Here is a 19,118-nt window from a genome sequence, read left to right on the forward strand (position 1 = left end):
TTATCTACCTGCTTTAACACGTTCTAAGTCCGCATTTACCATCATGTGAATCAATTCTTCTAATGATGTTTTTGGCTCCCACCCTAACTTCTTCATTGTCTTTTCAGGATTACCTAAAAGTACATCTACTTCAGCTGGACGATAAAATTTTGGATCAATTACAACATAATCTTCATAATTTAAGCCTACATAATCAAAAGCAATTTTACACATATCCCGAACTGTAGTTGTTCTTCCTGTTGCAACTACATAATCGTCTGGTATATCTTGTTGTAACATTAACCACATCGCTTCTACATAATCACCAGCAAAACCCCAATCTCTCTTTGCATCAATATTTCCTAATCGTAATTCTTTTTGTTTACCTAACTTGATTCTCGCTACTGCGTCTGTTACTTTTCGTGTTACAAATTCAATTCCACGTAAAGGTGATTCATGATTAAATAAAATACCACTTGATGCATGAATATTAAAGCTTTCTCGATAGTTTACAGTAATCCAATGACCAAACAATTTTGCAACACCATATGGGCTTCGAGGATAGAATGGAGTTTTTTCAGATTGCATTGGTTCTTGAATTAATCCAAACATTTCACTTGTAGATGCTTGATAAAATCGAATACTCGGGTCTACTAATCGAATTGCTTCTAAAACATTTAATACACCTACACCTGTAACATTTGCCGTTAAAATAGGTTGTTCCCAAGAAGTTCCCACAAAGCTTTGAGCACCTAAGTTGTATACCTCTGTTGGTTTAACTTTACTAATAATACGGATTAATGATGTTACATCTGTTAAATCCCCATCATGCAATTCAACTTCATTTTCAATTCCTAAATACTCTAATCTCCAAAGAGTATTAGTACTACGACGTGCAAGTAAACCATGGACTTTGTATCCCTTTTCTAGTAATAACTTTGCTAAATAAGCACCATCTTGTCCTGTAATACCCGTAATAAATGCTGTTTTCATAAGGTAACCACTCCTATGATATTATCTACCAATTTGATTATATAAATCCCGCTTAATTTTTTGTAACTATTCAGCGTCCAACTATTTCCTGTCCAAACTAGAAGTATCACACATGAACAGGAGGTGAAGACGATGAAAGAAGAACAAATTTTAGCCGTTTATCATCAGGGACCGCAGGCGGTGTACAGTGAGTCAAAACATTATGGAATCAAATCGCACAATTACAAGCACGGGTCGAACAACTCGAAACACGCACGGAAAAAACTGTTCTAACAGCCATTTGCCTCCTTCTTCAGATCTGTTTCGCCCTTGAACCTCCTTGCGGAAGAAAACCGGCAAACGTCCCGGTGGGTAGGCCGGACATCGGGGGCATACATCGATGCCTTACCCGACAAGTATGGGATCTCTCGGCGCTGCCGGTGGAAGTCACCCAGCACGAATGCGAAGTCAAGTCATGTCCCCATTGCCATCGTCTTCACCAAGCAGATTTCCTGCCCACGTCACTAGCCCGGTACAATATGGACCAAGAGTCAAAGCGCTGCTTGTCTATCTAATGCAGTATCAATTGCTTCCTTACCGTCGGACGGCAGAGCTGATCCAAGATGTCTTTGATCACCGGATTAGCGAAGGGACGCTGGTGAAGATTAACCGGGAGGCCGGCGGATGTCTTGCCGGCATTCGTTCCCTTCTTCATGAGGTATTTTACTGACTTCCCACGTTCTTCACGTCTATGAAACAGGCTTTCAGGTACAGGGAAAACGGAACTGGCTTCATGTCGCAAGCAACGATCAAACAACGTGGTATGTCTGCCATCCAAAACGAGGCAAGGAAGCGATGGAGTTATTGGGCTTCTTTCCCTTTACGGGGGGAACGATGATGCATGACGCATGGAAGCCATATTTTCGGTATCCCCAAGCCCAACATGCATTATGTAATGTCCATCTTCTCCGTGAACTTCAATCGCTATGGGAGATCCATGAACATGGATGGGCGAAAGTCCTGATGGATCTTCTGCTCGAGATAAAACAGGAGGTAGAACAGGACGAACGGGCTCGGCAGTATGAAAGAATGTATGAACGCCCCTCATACATACAACATACTTGGCATACTTCCAAGGAAATTCCTACCTGTTTCCCTTTTGGTTGCCATGTGCAATACAAAAGCTACTGGTCACAAATATGAGTTTCATCCAAATTATTATATCTCTCCCCTTATCATTTTAAAAATATAAATAGTTACTTACATTTTAACTTTTACTGTTGTAGTGTCTACAATTTAACTAAATACGTTGAAATTTTGTTTACATCCAGCTGATCACTCGCCACGTTATATCATATCGGCTTGTATGGAGATGAAAACGGAAACGAAAAATCGGAAATTCTTTATTGCAACTTATATAAAATTCAATTGACAAATAAATTCACTTAATGCTTCTCTCCAATACCTCATTTTAGTAAATCCATTCAATCTAAGAGCCATATGCTCAAACACTGAATACGACGGTCTTGGCGCTGGTCTTGGAAAATCTTTCTTTTTACAAGGATTTACTTTAACTTTTATCCCAGCTTCCTCAAAAATTGCTTTCGCAAACTCATACCAAGAACAATGACCAGAATTGGAAACATGGTAAACGCCATATTTTTCTGTTTGAATCAGTTCCAAAATGCAATTGGCTAAATCTACTGTATACGTCGGACAGCCAACTTGATCGTGGACAACCATCAATTCATCCCGTTCTTCGGCCAGCTTTAACATTGTTTTCACAAAATTATTCCCATGCTTCCCATACACCCAAGAAGTTCTCACGATAAAAAACCTAGAGTGTAAATCACGAACAAACTGCTCGCCGGCCAATTTGCTTTTCCCATATACGCTAAGCGGGTTTGTCGGGGCAAATTCTTTATATGGTTCATTCGCCATTCCATCAAAGACATAATCGGTACTGATATAGACAAGTTTAGATCCCACTGCTTCTGATGCTACTGCAACATTCCTTGTTCCATATGCATTAATTAAAAATGCTTGATCCGGATCAGATTCCGCTAAATCGACTTTTGTATACGCTGCAGCATGAATGACAACATCAGGGCGAGCTTTCGTAATAACCTGTTTTACTTGGTCAAATTTTGTTATATCTAACTCTTCTCGTCCATAACCATAACCTTCATATCCTCGATCAGCTAGTAAATGGACTAAATTTGTACCAAGTTGACCTTTTGCGCCTGTTACAACCACTTTCATAGCTTGTCACCATACTGTTTTTGGTAGTAGTTCATATATTCACCGGATTTAATATTTTTCCACCATTCTTGGTTATCGATATACCATTGAATCGTTTCAGCGATACCCTTTTCAAAGGTATATTGCGGCTTCCAACCAAGCTCGGTCATAATTTTTGTTGGATTAATCGCATAACGACGGTCGTGGCCCGGTCGATCGGCAACATATTTAATTAAGTCTTTTGAAACACCTAGTTTTTCAACAATTAAATGTACGATTTCATTATTCGTCCGTTCATTATGACTACCAATATTGTATACCTCACCAGGTCTACCTTTATGAATCACTAAATCAATCCCCGCACAATGGTCTTTTACATGCAGCCAGTCACGAATATTTTGACCGTCACCGTAAATCGGAAGTTCTTTCCCTTCCAACACATTCGTTATCATTAACGGAACGAGTTTTTCAGGGAAGTGATATGGTCCATAGTTATTGGAACATCTCGTAATATTCACATTTAGCCCATACGTTTCATGATACGCTCTTACAAGTAGGTCTCCACCAGCTTTACTTGCTGAATAAGGGCTGTTTGGTGCTAATGGTGTTTCTTCTGTAAAATATCCCGTTTCTCCAAGTGTACCGTACACTTCATCCGTTGAAATCTGCACATATTTTTTAATATGGTTGGCTTTCGCCACATCCAATAACGCTTGCGTGCCTAATACATTTGTTTTTACGAAAATATCAGGATCTGTAATACTGCGGTCTACATGCGATTCCGCCGCAAAGTTCACAATAACGTCAATCTCGTGCGTTTTAACAAGATAATCCACTAGCTCACGGTTATTGATATCCCCTTTTACAAATGTATAGTTCGGGTGATTTTCAACATCCTTTAAGTTTTCCAATTTACCCGCATAGGTTAATAAATCATAATTGACTACTTTATAATTTGGATATTTCTCAAGCATGTAATGGACAAAGTTGCTGCCGATAAAACCTGCTCCACCTGTAACTAAAAGATTCATTACTGTCTCTCCCATTCAAAGTTGATTTCGGCATCTGCTAATAGCGGATGTTTCGTGTCTTTGCCAGAAAGAATTGGATTCGCAGTCGGCCAGTCAATTCCTAACGCCGGATCATTCCAAAGAATGCCACGATCATGTTCTGGAGAATAGTATTCATCCACTTTATATTGTACCTCTGTATTTTCCACTAATGTACAGAAACCGTGCGCAAACCCTTTTGGCACAAGCAATTGCCGTTTATTCTCCGCGCTTAAAATAAAACCTTGCCGTTTGCCAAACATCGGCGAACCTTTGCGAATATCGACAATAACATCGTAGATAGCTCCTCGAGTAACGCGAACGAGTTTCGTTTGCGCCTTTGGATTTAACTGATAATGAAGTCCGCGGATCGTTCCCGCTTGTCTGGATAACGAATGGTTATCTTGAATAAAGTCGAAATCAAGACCATATTCCGCAAAAAGCTTTTTATTGTAGCTTTCCATAAAAAACCCCCGGTGATCACCGAACACTTTTGGTTCAATCAATAACACACCGGGCAGTGAAGACTCGATCACTTTCATTATAAACACCCCATCATTTTAAAAATAGATTAGTCGTCTTTTCTGGTTTGCAATATCAATTAAATATTGACCGTACTGATTTTTCTTTAACGGCTCAGCTAACTTTAATAATTGTTCTCTATCAATATACCCTTTTAAATAAGCTATTTCTTCAAGACAAGCAACCTTTAAACTCTGACGTTTTTCAATAGTTTCAATAAATTGTGATGCTTCCAGCAGTGATTCATGAGTACCAGAGTCTAACCATGAAAAACCGCGACCCAAAATTTCAACATGCAATTCGGAAAGCTCTAAATATTTTTTGTTAACATCGGTAATTTCTAACTCACCACGTCCAGAAGGCTTAATATTTTTCGCAAATTGTATAACTCGATTGTCATAAAAATATAGCCCTGTTACTGCATAATTGGACTTAGGATGTTTTGGTTTTTCTTCAATAGAAATTGCTCTTCCTTTTTCATCAAACTCTACAACGCCGAAACGTTCTGGATCGTTTACGTAATATCCAAACACCGTCGCTCCCGTTTTCCGTTCCACAGCCTTTTGTAATAAATTTGTTAACCCATGACCATAAAACAGATTGTCTCCTAAAATCAATGCAACATTATCATCACCGATAAACTCTTCTCCAATAATAAATGCTTGTGCAAGACCATCTGGCGACGGTTGAACGGCATAGGATAACGAAATTCCTAAGTCCGATCCATCTCCTAGAAGTTCTCGAAAACGCGGTGTATCGCTTGGAGTAGAAATAATCATAATATCACGGATACCCGCCAACATTAATACGGATAAAGGATAATAAATCATCGGTTTATCATAGATAGGCAATAATTGTTTAGATACCGCTTTCGTTAACGGATAAAGGCGAGTACCACTTCCTCCAGCCAAGATGATGCCTTTCATAATTTTCACACCTCACATGCTAAAAAGGCTTGTTTTCTCTACAACAAACCATGGATTTAAAAGGTTTTCCTTGTTATATCTTAGCGGTTTTCCATCAGTTTTAACTACTCTTCCACCTACCTGCTCGACAATCGCCTGCCCAGCAGCCGTATCCCACTCCATTGTCGGCGCAAATCGCGGATATACATCCGCTTTTCCTTCTGCGACCAAGCATAACTTTAACGAACTGCCTGCTGAAGTAATATCTACTTCTCCATATTTCTCTTTCATTTGATGGATGTATTTCTCTGTTTCTGGCGATAAATGTGAGCGGCTTGCTACGACAGATATTTTTTCTTTCTTTATTGCAAGCGAAAGTCTTGCTGAAGCATTCACTAGCTCTAAATCGTCTTGTACTTCTACTGTACTCGCGTTTACGAGTTTAAAAGAACCGATGCCTTTTTTCGCAAAATATGCCGTATCTAGTACAGGTGCATAAATGATACCGAAAACTGGCTTTCCAGCTTCTATTAATGCGATATTAACCGTAAATTCCCCGTTTTTCTTAATAAATTCCTTTGTTCCATCTAACGGATCAACAAGCCAAAAATAGTTCCACTCTTTACGAGTTTCGAATGGAATAGACTTTCCTTCTTCACTTAACACAGGAATATTTGGATATAAGGAACTTAATCCCTTAACAATAATTTCATGCGACTTTTTATCAGCTAATGTAAGAGGAGAGTGGTCTTCTTTACTTTCTATACCAAAGTTATTTTTATATACTTGTAAAATCTCTTTACCAGCATCTAGAGAAATCTTTAACAAATCTATCAATTGAATGTTTTCTACCATTTAAAAAACCTCTTTCGTAAAAAATATAAGAAGTCATTCACATTTCACATACAGTAAGTAACCTCTCCCTAGTATTAGTTCAGATACCCATTTTTCTCAAGATAAGTAATAATTTGTTTTACCGACTCTTCTAACGATTGTTTATCCGTCTCAACTACCAACTCTGGATTTTCCGGTTCTTCATACGGATCATCGATTCCTGTAAATCCTTTAATTTCTCCAGCTCTTGCTTTTTTGTATAACCATGTTCAGCTGTTCATAGAATTAATTTAGGATAGAAATATTGAATCTAGGTAAATATTAAGATTAAAGTAAAGCCTGTAGCAACAAAAGAATACTTTGAGCTACGCCTAGACCTAAAAATTCAATTTTTGAACATCCAGCTTTACTTTTGAATAAATTTCCATAAAATCATACTAGGAACACCACTCAGCTTAATTGTGATGATTCTATCGATTTGGATTGTTCATTTAGTATGGATATCGTAAAAAGGAGTTAAAGTGTAATGAAAGCGACAAATATTGTATGGCATCATTCAAAAGTAACAAAAGAAGACAGACAAAAATTAAACGGACATAAAAGTGTTGTATTCCTTTTGGATCGCGTCTTTCACACTCTTCTAAACTACATTTTACATAGATTTCAATAAACTCTTTTTCACCAAGAAGTTGACGAACCATTTTGCGGTCCTCACGGTATGGAGAAATGTTCCGTATTTTTTCAGTTCAGATCTATGTCTACTTTGTATTAAATAAATTCCATAGTTATAATCACTAGCGTTGCATAAATATAGTCTAAATTTTCAGTAAATATTTATTCGTGAATTAGAGCCAAAAGGACAAAACCTAAAGAAAAGGTGACTCTGTCCATTTGGTAAAATATATACATCTAGTGCAAGAGTGACAGCAACAATTCTTTAATTATGTACTAGATCGTTCGGTGTCCTTGTCCATGAACACAAGTCGTAAATGAAGTTTTTCTCCCGCTTTTGTTTTACGATTTTTGCCCATTTGTAATGGGTTAAGTTAAGCGGTAGTGTACTTGAATCAATGATCTTTAATGGCATGTTCTTTCTATTTTTAAAGTGGATTTGTTGAATTTGATAAACAAGATCCATGAATAGGGTTGAAAGAATTTCTGGATTGATTTCATTGTTGTTTCGTGATAATTGAGAGGCACTTATCGATTCAAATCCAAGTGTTTTTTGTAGATCTTCATTAAGTAGTGCATCACTCATGGCTTGTAAACTCTCGGTTTCATGCAACTGAGCAAAAAGAAGAAGTTTAATAAAAGCCTCTGTTTCTTGATGTAGTAATCTTGTTTACCATTTTCAACATGTTCAAAATTTTTTAAAATTTATGGGTGAAACCCATTTACCAAATGACGAAATTAGTGTATTCTTGTCCATAATGTGGTCCTTTACTATTGGACTAGGACAGGAATCACCTGTACTTCTATTGTTTGTGTACTGCTCGTTTATCGTCTAACCAAATACCAAGATTAATCCCAATAATATTTTCCAATTCTTTAATATCATCAAAAAAGATGTTTATAAGCTTTTCTCTTATATCAAGAGCTAACGACTTAGGTATAGATTTTAGAGGACCTTGATTAATTTTGTCTAAATACCTTAGAAAATTATCTCTAGACTGTTGCGTTGGGAAAAATATTCGACCAAACCTTTTTAAAGGTTTGAAATAATTAGGCTTATATATAAAATCTCTTAGAAATTTAAATTTGGGTTCACCTGCTTCATTACTTTTTAAATCTGTCTGGATATCTACATCTTGTGATACTCCTAAAAAACTAAAAATATCAGAAAGGACACTTTTTTTGTTCTTCACAAATTCTTCAAATATTATAAATTTCATATTCTCCAATGGAAAATACTTAAGATAACGTTTTATTTGCTTTGCATAAAAACCTCTATCTACATAGCTAAAATGGTTCTTTTCAAAATCCCCCAGACTGATTCGCTCTCTTTCTAGATTAATTGCTTCTATAAAACTATGTTTTTCATAATCCCTTCTGTAGCTCATCAAATAATGTGAATATGCTCTATCCGCAGGATTCCTTAGCATGAAAATTATTTTAATATCTTTTCCAAGTGATTTATATATTCTTTCTGGAACCTCTTCAAAGTACATATATTCTGGGTCTATTTCCCCAACTGCCTTTGCACTTTTACAACGCGAAAAATACATTTTTTCATAAAAATCAATGCCTTGCTCAAATTTTTTATTATCTTGAAAAAATTTGGTTTCCTTAACAGTAGGTAAATAGATATCTGGATGTTGTATAAGTAAATCGTGTAATGTAGTAGTTCCGGATTTCTGGGCACCAACACATAAAAAGTTTGGTTTCAATGTTAGCCACTCCTATTTCCTTTAATATACTCTAAAATATAATAATTGGATCTAAGTCAATATTTTAGACACAAAAAAGTTAAGCGAACAGATGTTATTACAAAGGTTTTATGCTGACCCAGGGAGGCTTGACATGGAGCCTCTACGGGCATGATTCGCCAAGCAAACAAGCTTACCACACCCGCCTCCCCATGTAAAGCCGTGGCTTTGATGGTAGAGCAGTGGATTATGCTATGCCCCTAATTTGATTTTCTAATTCTTGTGGTGTCATATAACTAATACTTCCGTGTATTCGTTTGCGGTTATACCAGCCTTCAATGTATCTAAATAATGCGAGTCTTGCTGATTCATAGTCGAGATATTGAACGTGGTTAACTTCTTCTTTCTTTAAAATGGCATGAAATGACTCAATACAGTTATTATCATAAGGACATCCCTTGCGCTTGCGGCTAAAGGATTGCTTCATATTAAGAGATTTAAATAGTTTTTAAACTCATCGCTTGTGTATTGCGAACCCAGATTCAGTTTTATGGCCGGATCTCCAAATACGCTATATTCGCTGCTTAGTTCCTTAACTGAGCTCCCTGAATGATATAGAAGATCAACCACTGTTCTTTTGAAGTCGTCATTAAATTTTTTTCCTGTATTTTTGTTTTCCATTAGATACATCCTCCTAGTGATTATTTTAGTCACTTAACTAAGATGTGTCCATGAATCTATACTAGCATCATATATCCCCTATCTATATATTTCAGTTAAAATTCCGACATGTTTAACCAATACCTAACCTTGTCGATACTGCTCCTAAACAGTTGAATCAAAGGAGCGGATGAATAATGAAGAAAAAAAGATTACAAGTAACGTACAATCATGGTTGGATCATTGAACGTCTTCAAGAACAGGAAAAATGTGAAAATGGCTAAACGAATTGCGGTGATTCGTCTCATTATGCAAAGCTACTTAGGAATCTAGGTTGCTGAGCTTTTGAATATCCATCTTGAAACCGTTTCAATTACATTCAAAAAGTTTCATCAAGGTGGCATGGATACGCTATTAGAACTTCAGTACACTCTAGGTAGAAAGTCGTATCTGTCTTCAGACGAAGAACATAAATTAAAAAAGATGCTGGAAAAAAGCACTCCTACAGATGAGGGATACGGCATCGAAACTTGTTGTAATACACAGATCAATCAACATGTGTTAGAAAAGAAATTTTCCGTCACCATGTCCCGTGGCGATATTTTTGACATGCTTCATCGATGGGGATTTCGCTATACATGTCCTATGTATACCCTCAAACGGACCAATCCTCAAAAACAAAAAGAGTTTCAATAGAAATGGACCTCATAAAAAACTTGTCGACAACACGGTCAAAATTATGAAGATGAAAGTCGTTTTCGGGATGACCAAGCTCTTCGTACCACCTAGAGTGCCAAAGGGCGTCAAAAACAAATCGCTACGTATGGACACCACGCAACGACCAGCTTATTAGATGGTATCAATATCGAATCGGGTGGATTTCTCTTTATGGAAACGAATCAATGCAATGCACAGGCTTTTCTGCAGTTTCTTCAATATTACATTCGTTCAGTATCCAGATCAACATGTCGTGATGGTCTTGGAACACTCCAAAATTCATAATGCAAAAGTTCTTCAGCTTTTTTTACGTGAGCATGAAGAACAATCCCTCTTCGCCAATTTAAAGTTAGTTGAACGAATTTGGGGCTGGCTGAAAGAGAGTGTCATTGCCAATCGGTTTCATCCTACTCGAAAGGAGTTGAGAGAATCAATTTATTTCGTCTGGAGCACCTCGCTTAATTTCAAGAAAAAGTGCTCCAACACATCAGACAGGTAGTTATGTCGGAATATTAATCCGAATCTATATAAAAGTTCCTGGCACTATAATACTTGATATTATTGGTTTTATAATTCTTTTTACCAACGGAAGTGAGAATTTCCAAGACAATATTTCGGTAAATGATATACATAAGCATGATTAACATTACTGATAAGATTTCATTATTAATTAAACCAAATAGTGATCCTTTAGAAGAATAGCTCATTAATTCAAATTGAAGAAATATTAAAAAAGCTTTCTTTATAGGTTTAACGGTTAATAGAGTTTTATAGTATAAGTAAAATGAAAGAAACCCTAGTATAAAAGCACCAAATATTACGCCAACTACTCCAAAATCATAATAAAAATCACCGAAAGGAGTAATTGTTATTGGAAATATAAAAGCATGAACTCCTAATGGAACTCCTAATACCGCATGTGCTAATTCAAGTCCTAAGAATGTCACTTCTCCACGTGGATAGAGCCTTAAAGTAGAAAGAAAGTCGAGAAAAGAATTCCACTGTCCCAAACCAAGTTGAAATCCCTGTAATGGTGTATAATATTCAACTATTTCATAAAAACCCATACCAGCAATCGCTGTCATCCGTTCTAAAATGATTTGTGTTGCTTCTCCAGTTTCAACATTTAATATTTGTTTTGTTATTAGTATAGAAATATATATACCTAATGCAGCTAATGCAGATACAATCATAAATACTTTTTTCTTTATTCTTCTCTGTATTATAAGGGTAGTAAGTATAGCAATAAGAAGTTCAACAATTACCAAAAAAGCTCCTTTATTACCTAATAATATAAAGCCGATTGCTATACTAGATAGTAAAATTAAAAAGACAGTCTTAAAAATCTTTTTAGGATTATTAATTCCTAGCCAGTATACGGCTGATATAATTAAAAGAAAAGGAAGTCCAAATTTTAATAACCTTGTAGGTACACCTAGACCATCACTTACAGTGAAACGACTTATATTTCCTTCACTAGATAATAGCGGGATACCTCCTAAAACAAATAATAAAGAGGCTCCAATTATTACTGGAATGGAAAAGCTAAGTAAAACTAAAGCTTCTTTTTTTTGACTGAAAGTACTTATGTTAAGTTTTGGAATGTTAATTCTCTTGGATGAACGCAAAAAAATATGCTTTGCACTAAAAACTCCAAGACTAAATATATTCATTCCGATTCCAAATACAATACTAGGCCTTAAATTGGGATAACCATATAAAAAAACACCAATAAAGCTTAAAGTTAATACTGCTAACATGATATGAATAAAGCAAAAATTTACACGTGCAAAGAATAAAATCACCCAAGAAGTTAGAAGGATAAAACTCATTAAATATATGTCTTCTAACGCCATAACCCCTAAATCCATTGCTTGCCCCTTCTCCCTAAAAAGAAATCAACATAAGCACGTATTAAAGCCTTCGCATGTAATAAGTCTCTTTTAAGTAAGTATTTCATAACATTTAATATTGTTTTTGACGTTTTTAATATAAGAAATAATAAAAATAAGACTCCATTTCTGTATAACTTCATATAGTATAAAAGGTTTCTTCCTGCGTAATAAAGCTGTATTGGGGAGTCAAGCCCAACTGTGCCTGAGTGCTTATGATAAACTGGTGTGTTTAAACTTACGTATATATTTCCATTGTTATTAATAATCTGATTACAAAAATCACTTTCCTCATAGTATAAGAAATAATGTTCAGGTATTAATTTAATAGGTGAAGATGGAGTGATTAACATAGCATGTCCACCTACACTTTTACATTTAATCAACTCACCCTTAAATTTTTTAGGAATAGATGTTACCTTCTCTGGTCCCTTTAATATATTTTCTTTTACATATATAACCTCTGCTTCTTCTGGATTATCATATTTATAAGCAGGAAATCCCATAACAGATATATTCTTACCAGAATTTCTTAAAAGTATATCTATAACATTAGAAATAAAATTTTTAGGAATTATGGTATCATTATTGAGAACTAGCCCATAAGCGTTTGGTTCATTTTCCATAATATACTTGATTCCAATATTATTTCCACCTGCATAACCTAAATTTTCCCTTGTCTGAATTAAAATTAGAGGGTTAGATTCATTATTACCTTTTGTTTTGTCGGTATTCTTTTCAATGTACTCCAATTGTTTATCATCTTTTCGGATAATAAATTCTTTGTAATAAATAGGCTTATCCAATTTAAATTCTTTTAACTTACCTTCAGACCATTCTTTTATATATTCTATTGAATTATCACTTGAATTATTGTCAACCACAATAACTTGATAGTTATTATAATCATTAGCATAAATACTTTGTAAACACTCAATTGTATCTTTCCATCTATTCCAGTTCAAAACAATAAGATAAATTTTATCCACGTGTAGCACCTCAATGTATACGCTATTATATTTCTTTAATTACTTTTTCTATTTGATACGCAGCCTTCTCCCATGAAAAAAATTTACATCTCTCCAATCCTTTTCTTACCATATCTAATTGAAGATCCTTATTTGTTAGTACTTTTTCAATTGAATAAGCTAATTTTTTTTCATTATAAGGATCAACATAAACTGCTGCATCTCCCCCCACCTCTGGTAATGAAGATACATTAGATGTAATTACTGGTGTTCCACATGCCATAGCCTCTAATAACGGTATTCCAAATCCTTCATACAAAGAGGGATAAACAAATAATTTTGCCCCACTAATAAGAGCCGGAAGATCGTGGTACGGTACGTAATCAAGAAATTTAACACGATTCTGTATTGAAGAATCTTTAATAATTGATTGAATTTCTTTAAAATATACTTCGGATTTCGATCCTACTAAAACTAGATCACCAGAATAACTGTTAACTAGTTTATAAGCTTCAACTAATTTTTTTATATTTTTATGAGGCAAAATATTACCTACATATAAGATATAGTCGTCTAAATTATACTTATTTTTTACCTTCTTTACTGTTGAATCATCAATTTTTTTGAAATGCTCTTTATTATATCCACAATAAACCACAGTTATCTTGCTATCATCAATTCCATAAATATTAACAATATCCCTTTTTGTACTTTCTGATACAGCAATAATTCTGGATGCTCTTTTCAATACTAATGGTATATAATATTTATAAATATATTTTCCATTTTTATAGTAATCTGGAAAAAGAAGTGGTATTACATCATAAACTATTACAATATAAGGGGTTCTTCCTATAGCAATTGATTCAGGAACTGTAGATAGAACAACGTCACCTTTATTTTTAGAAACTTTAAAAGGAAAAACAAAGTTATTCCAGAGTAACCTTAGTATATTACCTTTAATCCCTTTTGAAGGAAGTATAGAGGAAGGGATATTTTCATGTTGATCCGTTGAAATATCTAGTTCTCCTTTCCATGAGAACACTAGCATTTCATCAGTTATTCTTGAAAGGTTATTAATAATATTTTGTGTATATACACCAACACCAGTAGGTTTTTTATCTAATATATTGCCGTTAATAATAATTTTCATAGCTCTCCCTACTATACTCAATAATTTTTGGACAGTTGAGGAATTGTGATTAAATCTTGAAACTAAAAAATTGGTCATACTCGTTAAAAACTTTATCTCTACTGTAGTTCTTTAAATAAAATTCTCTTGCATGTTTTGATATTTCTTCATTAGCTTTTTTATCCCAAAGAATTTTCATTAAGTCTGGAAATTTTGCTAGATCATCTTCAATAAAGCAATTGATACCATTTTCAACTGGTATCCCCTCCATGCCTATACTTGTCGATATAACAGGTAGTCCATAAGATAATGCATCTAAACTTTTTAATTTAACTCCACTCCCAAACTGTAGGGGGACTAACATAGCGCATGACTCTCGAAATACTTCTTCTAGATTTTCAACATAACCTTCTATACTAATATAGTTATTATATACTTCAACAAGTTGGAGCAAGTCTTCATTTGCCCCTTTTCCTATTATTCTTAACTTTACATTTGGAACTTTTTCTATAACCTTATCCATTTGCGATTCAATAAAATTTTTAATAGCAAATAAGTTATGTGGAATTTTTAAAGATCCTAAGAATACAAATATTGGATCTCCTTTATATTGCCGAGTCGCATATTTATTAGTTTTATATAATAAAGGCTTTACAGACTTAATATTATTCAGCCCTGTCTCACTACTTAAAAATAATGCTTCGTCTCTATTGATCAAAAGGTTACAGTCAAATGAATTTACAATCTCTTTTTCCCTTTTCATCACTAAATTTTTTTCAAAAGCTAATAGCATTTTTTGTAAAAATGTTAGCTTAACAAAAGGTCTTAAAAATCTTGGAACAAATTTAGCAAAGTTCCCTAAAGGATTTAATTCAACATCAGAAAACTTTTGATGTACTTCTAACATTCTCTTGTACCTAATTGAAAATAAGTCTTCCATATATAAAACTTTTTTTGCCTTAATATTATCTTTATCCTCAAAATATTGTCCCACTCTAAAAGTATCTAATATAATTAAGTCTGGATTAATTTGCTTAATTATATTTAAAAGTTTTTTTTGATTAAAAGGAGAAAAAAGCATGCATTCTTGTATACTTTTTTTTCTCAAAACTATCGCATACCAAAATAAGTTCCACAAGCGTTGAAAAACACCTATTTTTCCAAGTTGAATTAAATTAAACGGCAAATGTAAATCCCTAATATTATCTAGACTATCCAGTAAAATATATGCTATATTCTTCTCTCCATACTTTTCAAGTAAATAATTAATAAATCCTGAGATAACAACTTTTTTTCCATTATCTACTGGTTTTGGGAAGATAGAACTAATAAACACAACTTTTTTCATTTGTTATTGCTCCCATGTAAATTTTATACATTGATTTCGCCATATTTTTCGAACTTATTTGTTCAATACGTTTTTGTCCATTTTTTATCAATTGTTTCCTTAAGTCATCATCTTTAGCTATACGATTTAGAGCATTTAAGATACTTTCTAGTGAAAATGGATTAACAAAAACGGCTGCATTCCCAGCTATTTCCATCATCGGATCTAAATTAGAAGTAATTACAGGTATACCAAAAGTAAAAGCTTCTATTATTGGAAGCCCATAACCCTCTTTTAAACTAGGAAAAACAACTGCTTTGGCATTTTTATAATAAGCAGCAATCTCTTCATCTGAAATCCACCCTGTAAAATATACTTTTTCAGATTCGTATTTTTTACATAAATCACATTCTTTTCCCATTCCAGAAACAATTAATTTATAACCTTCTAGTTCACTAGCTAGAAAAGCTTTTATACATTTTTCAGTATTCTTATGAGGACTTGTACCTCCTACATGAAAAAAATAATTTTCTTTATTACTTCTAATGTTAATTTGTTTATTTTTTAAACAGGAGTAAGTATATTCAACAGGCGTGTATATATAAGAGGATTCAAATCCAAGATGTTTCATAATATCATTCTTTGATTTTTTACTAACAGTCACAATTTTTTGTCCATTATCAACTATTCGAGAAACTACCCATTTACGATATTTATTGCCAATCTTTTGATAGAGTCCTACTGACTTATGACTTTCCTCCATATACATTAGATCATGAATTGTTACAACATGTGATTGAAAACCCTTATTAAATAAAAGCGGTTTCGTATTATATGGAGAGTGAAATACATCAGGTTTCATTTTTTTTACAATGTAAGGAATTAGTAATTGTTCCCATAAAGGGAAGGGTAATTTAGGAAACGTGAAATAACTAATTTTCTCAGGAAAAATAAATTCTTCACTCTTTATTGAGCTCGGTACCATTACACTAATATTTATATTCGTATCGTTAAACTTTCCAAGAGAAAAAAGAAGTTCTTTCACATATCTTCCTAGACCTCTATTCTTATTTAGATAGTATCCATCTATAAGTACATTATACTTTGAAGTCAATATTAGCTCTCCTTCTTTCAATATTATTAATACAGTTTAGATTCATAAGCATCTTTAGAACTTACAAATACTATAACTGTTTTATTTTTAAGTCAAGGAAAATATTCCCACTAATGATAAATTCTAAATCTAACTCACCATTTCCTATAACCCAATATTACTCCTCCCACTCACTTACCACAATCCTGTACACCAAGGAATAACAAGAAACCATTGTTTATCATACTCAGTATATTGTTCGACCTCTCTCGGAAGCGGAGGTCTAGCTCCGACTAAACTCATTTCACCTTTTAACACATTCCATAGTTGTGTAAGTTTATCTCTTAATACCGGCAATTTTGCAATTGCATTTGGTTCATTCGTTGGCTCAAATTCGCCTGTTAACAAGTATTCCTCTTTTAACGGTTGTGGAGCAAATTTCGGATAAATGCAAGTACTTCCTAAGAACAACAGCTTTTTGACACCATTGCAATGTGCCGCATCAATAACGTTCGTTTGGATCATTAAATTTTCGCGGATAAAGTCCGCTGGATATTCATTGTTGGCAACAATACCGCCAACTTTCGCTGCGTCAAGAAAGCGTATTCCGGTTTTTCTTCTTCAAAAAATCGGTCAACTTGATTTCTATCTCTTAAATCTAATTCTTTGCTTGTTCTATAAACAAGATTGGTATAGCCATCTGCCTGCAATTTACGTAAAATTGCAGAATCGACTAAACCACGATGACCTGCGACATAAATTTTAGATTCTTTTTTCATGTCCATCTCTCCTATGAACTTTTACTAATATGCTCCTTTTTTTGTTAAAACTATCAAAATAGTCTTTAGCAAAATTTTTAAATCAAATTTAATAGATTGATTATATACATAATAAAGTTCAATACCTACTCTTTCTGGATAACCAACATTACTTCTGCCGCTAACTTGCCAATACCCTGTAATCCCTGGTTTAACAGATAAAAATTTTGAGACTTTCATTCCATACTCTTTCAACTCTTCCTCAACCACTGGCCTCGGCCCTACTAAACTCATTTCTCCTTTTAAAACATTAATTAATTGAGGAATTTCATCTAAACTTGTCTTTCTTAAAAAACGTCCTAAATTCGTAATCCGAGGATCTTCATGAGGTTCCAGCTTATAATTATTTTCTACGTATTTTTGATAAAGTTCTTTATCTGCTTTCAGTTTCTCCTCTGCTTTAACAAGCATGGAGCGAAATTTATAAATATAAAATTTTTTTCCGTTTTTCCCTACACGAATTTGTTTGAAGAAAATCGGTCCTTTCGAGTCACCGAATAAATAGAAGATGCTAATAATAAAAAAAAGCGGACTTGTTAAAATAAGTCCAATGATTGCTCCGACAATATCCATTGTTCTTTTTGTAATAGCGTATAGTTTAGATGTATCTTCTAAACTTTGAAAGGAAGTGTATTCTACACTGTGATTAGAAGCAAACACTTTTTGTACAGAATTCGACTTCGACAACTCCCCGTCCCCCTTTATTTCTCTTATACTTTCATATCGCTTAATATTTTCTCCATGAATTGAATAAGATCTTCTCTTAACTCCTGATTCTGCAATGCAAATTCAATAGTCGTCTGTATAAAACCTATTTTCTCCCCAACATCATACCGTTTTCCTTCAAAGTTGTAGGCGAAGACGCGCTGGATTTCGTCCAGTTTTTGGATGGCGTCCGTCAGCTGAATTTCGCCGCCAGCGCCAATTTTTTGTGCTTCCAAAAACAAGAAAATTTCCGGCGTCAAAATGTAGCGGCCCATGATGGCAAGGTTGGACGGGGCTGTTCCTTTAGCCGGTTTTTCGACGAAGTTTTTCACTTCGTATCGGCGACCGGTTTGTCCGAGCGGCTCGATGATGCCGTAGCGGTGCGTTTCCTCTTCCGGGACAGGCTGTACGCCGATGATGGACGATCTCGTTTTCTCGTATTCTTCGATCAGCTGCTTCAAGCAAGGCTTGTCCGCTTGCACAATGTCATCTCCTAGAAGCACGGCAAACGGTTCGTCGCCGATGAACTTCCGCGCGCACCAGACAGCGTGTCCAAGCCCTTTTGGCTCTTTTTGTCTGATGTAGTGGATGTCCACTTTGGAAGATTGCCGCACTTTTTCCAACAGTTCGAATTTTTCTTTTTCCGCTAAATTATGTTCAAGTTCAAAGTTGTTGTCAAAATGGTCTTCAATCGCTCTTTTCCCTTTTCCGGTGACAATTATGATATCCTCAATTCCGGATTCGACTGCTTCTTCTACTATGTATTGAATTGTCGGTTTATCGACAATCGGCAGCATTTCTTTTGGCATTGCCTTTGTTGCCGGTAAAAATCTCGTTCCAAGCCCGGCAGCTGGGATAATCGCTTTTCTTACCTTTTTCAAATTGACTCCCTCTTTCTTTCATATTTTTGCTATACGAACCGACGTATGGTCTATTTG

General features: G+C 34.7%; 19 protein-coding genes and 4 pseudogenes. 3 read left to right on the forward strand and 20 right to left on the reverse strand.

Going from position 1 to position 19,118, the window contains the following annotated elements; translation table 11 throughout:
• On the reverse strand, window positions 1–972 hold the full coding sequence (gmd, locus tag J2S06_RS08100; protein ID WP_419151953.1) for a GDP-mannose 4,6-dehydratase: 972 nt from the start codon (window positions 970–972) through the stop codon (window positions 1–3).
• Window positions 973–1,104: 132 nt separating this feature from the next.
• Here gmd and J2S06_RS08105 point away from each other — a divergent pair, with 132 nt between their 5' ends.
• Both J2S06_RS08105 and J2S06_RS08110 read left to right on the forward strand, forming a co-directional pair.
• Window positions 1,105–1,245: a hypothetical protein gene (locus J2S06_RS08105; RefSeq protein WP_419151954.1), complete on the forward strand. Its 141-nt coding sequence runs from the start codon at window positions 1,105–1,107 to the stop codon at window positions 1,243–1,245.
• Window positions 1,246–1,677: 432 nt separating this feature from the next.
• Window positions 1,678–2,154, forward strand: coding sequence for an IS66 family transposase (locus tag J2S06_RS08110; RefSeq protein ID WP_419152041.1), 477 nt, complete (start codon window positions 1,678–1,680; stop codon window positions 2,152–2,154).
• A 210-nt stretch (window positions 2,155–2,364) separates the two neighbouring features.
• Here J2S06_RS08110 and rfbD read toward each other — a convergent pair whose 3' ends face one another.
• From rfbD to J2S06_RS08160, 10 genes and pseudogenes are all read right to left on the reverse strand, one after another.
• Complete coding sequence (rfbD, locus tag J2S06_RS08115; protein ID WP_419151955.1) at window positions 2,365–3,213, reverse strand: dTDP-4-dehydrorhamnose reductase; 849 nt, start codon at window positions 3,211–3,213, stop codon at window positions 2,365–2,367.
• The gene (gene rfbB, locus J2S06_RS08120; protein WP_419151956.1) at window positions 3,210–4,223 is read right to left on the reverse strand and encodes a dTDP-glucose 4,6-dehydratase; all 1,014 of its coding nucleotides are present in this window, start codon (window positions 4,221–4,223) and stop codon (window positions 3,210–3,212) included. Before rfbB ends, rfbD begins: the two co-directional genes overlap by 4 nt.
• Window positions 4,223–4,783, reverse strand: a complete 561-nt coding sequence (rfbC, locus tag J2S06_RS08125; protein WP_419151957.1) for a dTDP-4-dehydrorhamnose 3,5-epimerase — start codon at window positions 4,781–4,783, stop codon at window positions 4,223–4,225. Before rfbC ends, rfbB begins: the two co-directional genes overlap by 1 nt.
• Window positions 4,784–4,801: 18 nt before the next feature.
• Window positions 4,802–5,689, reverse strand: a complete 888-nt coding sequence (gene rfbA, locus J2S06_RS08130) for a glucose-1-phosphate thymidylyltransferase RfbA (protein WP_419151958.1) — start codon at window positions 5,687–5,689, stop codon at window positions 4,802–4,804.
• A gap of 12 nt (window positions 5,690–5,701) precedes the next feature.
• Window positions 5,702–6,523 carry a 3'(2'),5'-bisphosphate nucleotidase CysQ gene (cysQ, locus tag J2S06_RS08135; RefSeq protein ID WP_419151959.1) on the reverse strand — a complete coding sequence of 274 codons (822 nt, stop codon included), beginning with the start codon at window positions 6,521–6,523 and terminating at the stop codon, window positions 5,702–5,704.
• Between the two features lie 74 nt (window positions 6,524–6,597).
• Window positions 6,598–6,765: pseudogene (locus J2S06_RS08140) on the reverse strand (adenylyl-sulfate kinase); the annotation flags it as partial.
• 345 nt (window positions 6,766–7,110) lie between these two features.
• Window positions 7,111–7,230 (reverse strand): annotated as a pseudogene (locus J2S06_RS08145) (adenylyl-sulfate kinase); the annotation flags it as partial.
• A gap of 209 nt (window positions 7,231–7,439) precedes the next feature.
• A complete protein-coding gene (locus tag J2S06_RS08150) occupies window positions 7,440–7,760 on the reverse strand; it encodes a hypothetical protein (RefSeq protein WP_419151960.1) in 321 nt (106 codons plus the stop codon).
• Window positions 7,761–7,977: 217 nt separating this feature from the next.
• Window positions 7,978–8,889 (reverse strand): sulfotransferase family protein, encoded by a 912-nt coding sequence (locus J2S06_RS08155; RefSeq protein ID WP_419151961.1) that lies wholly within the window; start codon window positions 8,887–8,889, stop codon window positions 7,978–7,980.
• A 226-nt stretch (window positions 8,890–9,115) separates the two neighbouring features.
• Window positions 9,116–9,411: pseudogene (locus J2S06_RS08160) on the reverse strand (IS3 family transposase); the annotation flags it as partial.
• 462 nt (window positions 9,412–9,873) lie between these two features.
• Between J2S06_RS08160 and J2S06_RS08165 the strand changes: the two are divergent.
• Complete coding sequence (locus J2S06_RS08165) at window positions 9,874–10,224, forward strand: helix-turn-helix domain-containing protein (protein ID WP_419151962.1); 351 nt, start codon at window positions 9,874–9,876, stop codon at window positions 10,222–10,224.
• Window positions 10,225–10,757: 533 nt separating this feature from the next.
• Here J2S06_RS08165 and J2S06_RS08170 read toward each other — a convergent pair.
• From J2S06_RS08170 to galU, 9 genes and pseudogenes are all read right to left on the reverse strand, one after another.
• On the reverse strand, window positions 10,758–12,116 hold the full coding sequence (locus J2S06_RS08170; protein WP_419151963.1) for an O-antigen polymerase: 1,359 nt from the start codon (window positions 12,114–12,116) through the stop codon (window positions 10,758–10,760).
• Entirely contained in the window at window positions 12,107–13,126 is a 1,020-nt protein-coding gene (locus tag J2S06_RS08175; RefSeq protein WP_419151964.1) for a glycosyltransferase family 2 protein, read from the reverse strand. The genes J2S06_RS08170 and J2S06_RS08175 overlap by 10 nt, the downstream gene beginning before the upstream one ends.
• Window positions 13,127–13,151: 25 nt before the next feature.
• Window positions 13,152–14,258 (reverse strand): glycosyltransferase family 4 protein, encoded by a 1,107-nt coding sequence (locus J2S06_RS08180; RefSeq protein ID WP_419151965.1) that lies wholly within the window; start codon window positions 14,256–14,258, stop codon window positions 13,152–13,154.
• 49 nt (window positions 14,259–14,307) lie between these two features.
• Window positions 14,308–15,585 (reverse strand): glycosyltransferase family 4 protein, encoded by a 1,278-nt coding sequence (locus J2S06_RS08185; protein ID WP_419151966.1) that lies wholly within the window; start codon window positions 15,583–15,585, stop codon window positions 14,308–14,310.
• Window positions 15,563–16,678 (reverse strand): glycosyltransferase family 4 protein, encoded by a 1,116-nt coding sequence (locus J2S06_RS08190; RefSeq protein WP_419151967.1) that lies wholly within the window; start codon window positions 16,676–16,678, stop codon window positions 15,563–15,565. The genes J2S06_RS08185 and J2S06_RS08190 overlap by 23 nt, the downstream gene beginning before the upstream one ends.
• 174 nt (window positions 16,679–16,852) lie before the next feature.
• Window positions 16,853–16,960, reverse strand: a complete 108-nt coding sequence (locus J2S06_RS08195; RefSeq protein WP_419152042.1) for a hypothetical protein — start codon at window positions 16,958–16,960, stop codon at window positions 16,853–16,855.
• A gap of 51 nt (window positions 16,961–17,011) precedes the next feature.
• Window positions 17,012–17,436 (reverse strand): annotated as a pseudogene (locus J2S06_RS08200) (NAD-dependent epimerase/dehydratase family protein); the annotation flags it as partial.
• 24 nt (window positions 17,437–17,460) lie between these two features.
• Window positions 17,461–18,135 carry a sugar transferase gene (locus J2S06_RS08205; RefSeq protein ID WP_419152043.1) on the reverse strand — a complete coding sequence of 225 codons (675 nt, stop codon included), beginning with the start codon at window positions 18,133–18,135 and terminating at the stop codon, window positions 17,461–17,463.
• A gap of 50 nt (window positions 18,136–18,185) precedes the next feature.
• Window positions 18,186–19,061 carry a UTP--glucose-1-phosphate uridylyltransferase GalU gene (gene galU, locus J2S06_RS08210; protein WP_419151968.1) on the reverse strand — a complete coding sequence of 292 codons (876 nt, stop codon included), beginning with the start codon at window positions 19,059–19,061 and terminating at the stop codon, window positions 18,186–18,188.
• Window positions 19,062–19,118 lie beyond the last annotated feature (57 nt).

Source organism: Bacillus alveayuensis, from assembly GCA_030812955.1.
GTDB lineage: Bacteria > Bacillota > Bacilli > Bacillales > Aeribacillaceae > Bacillus_CB > Bacillus_CB alveayuensis.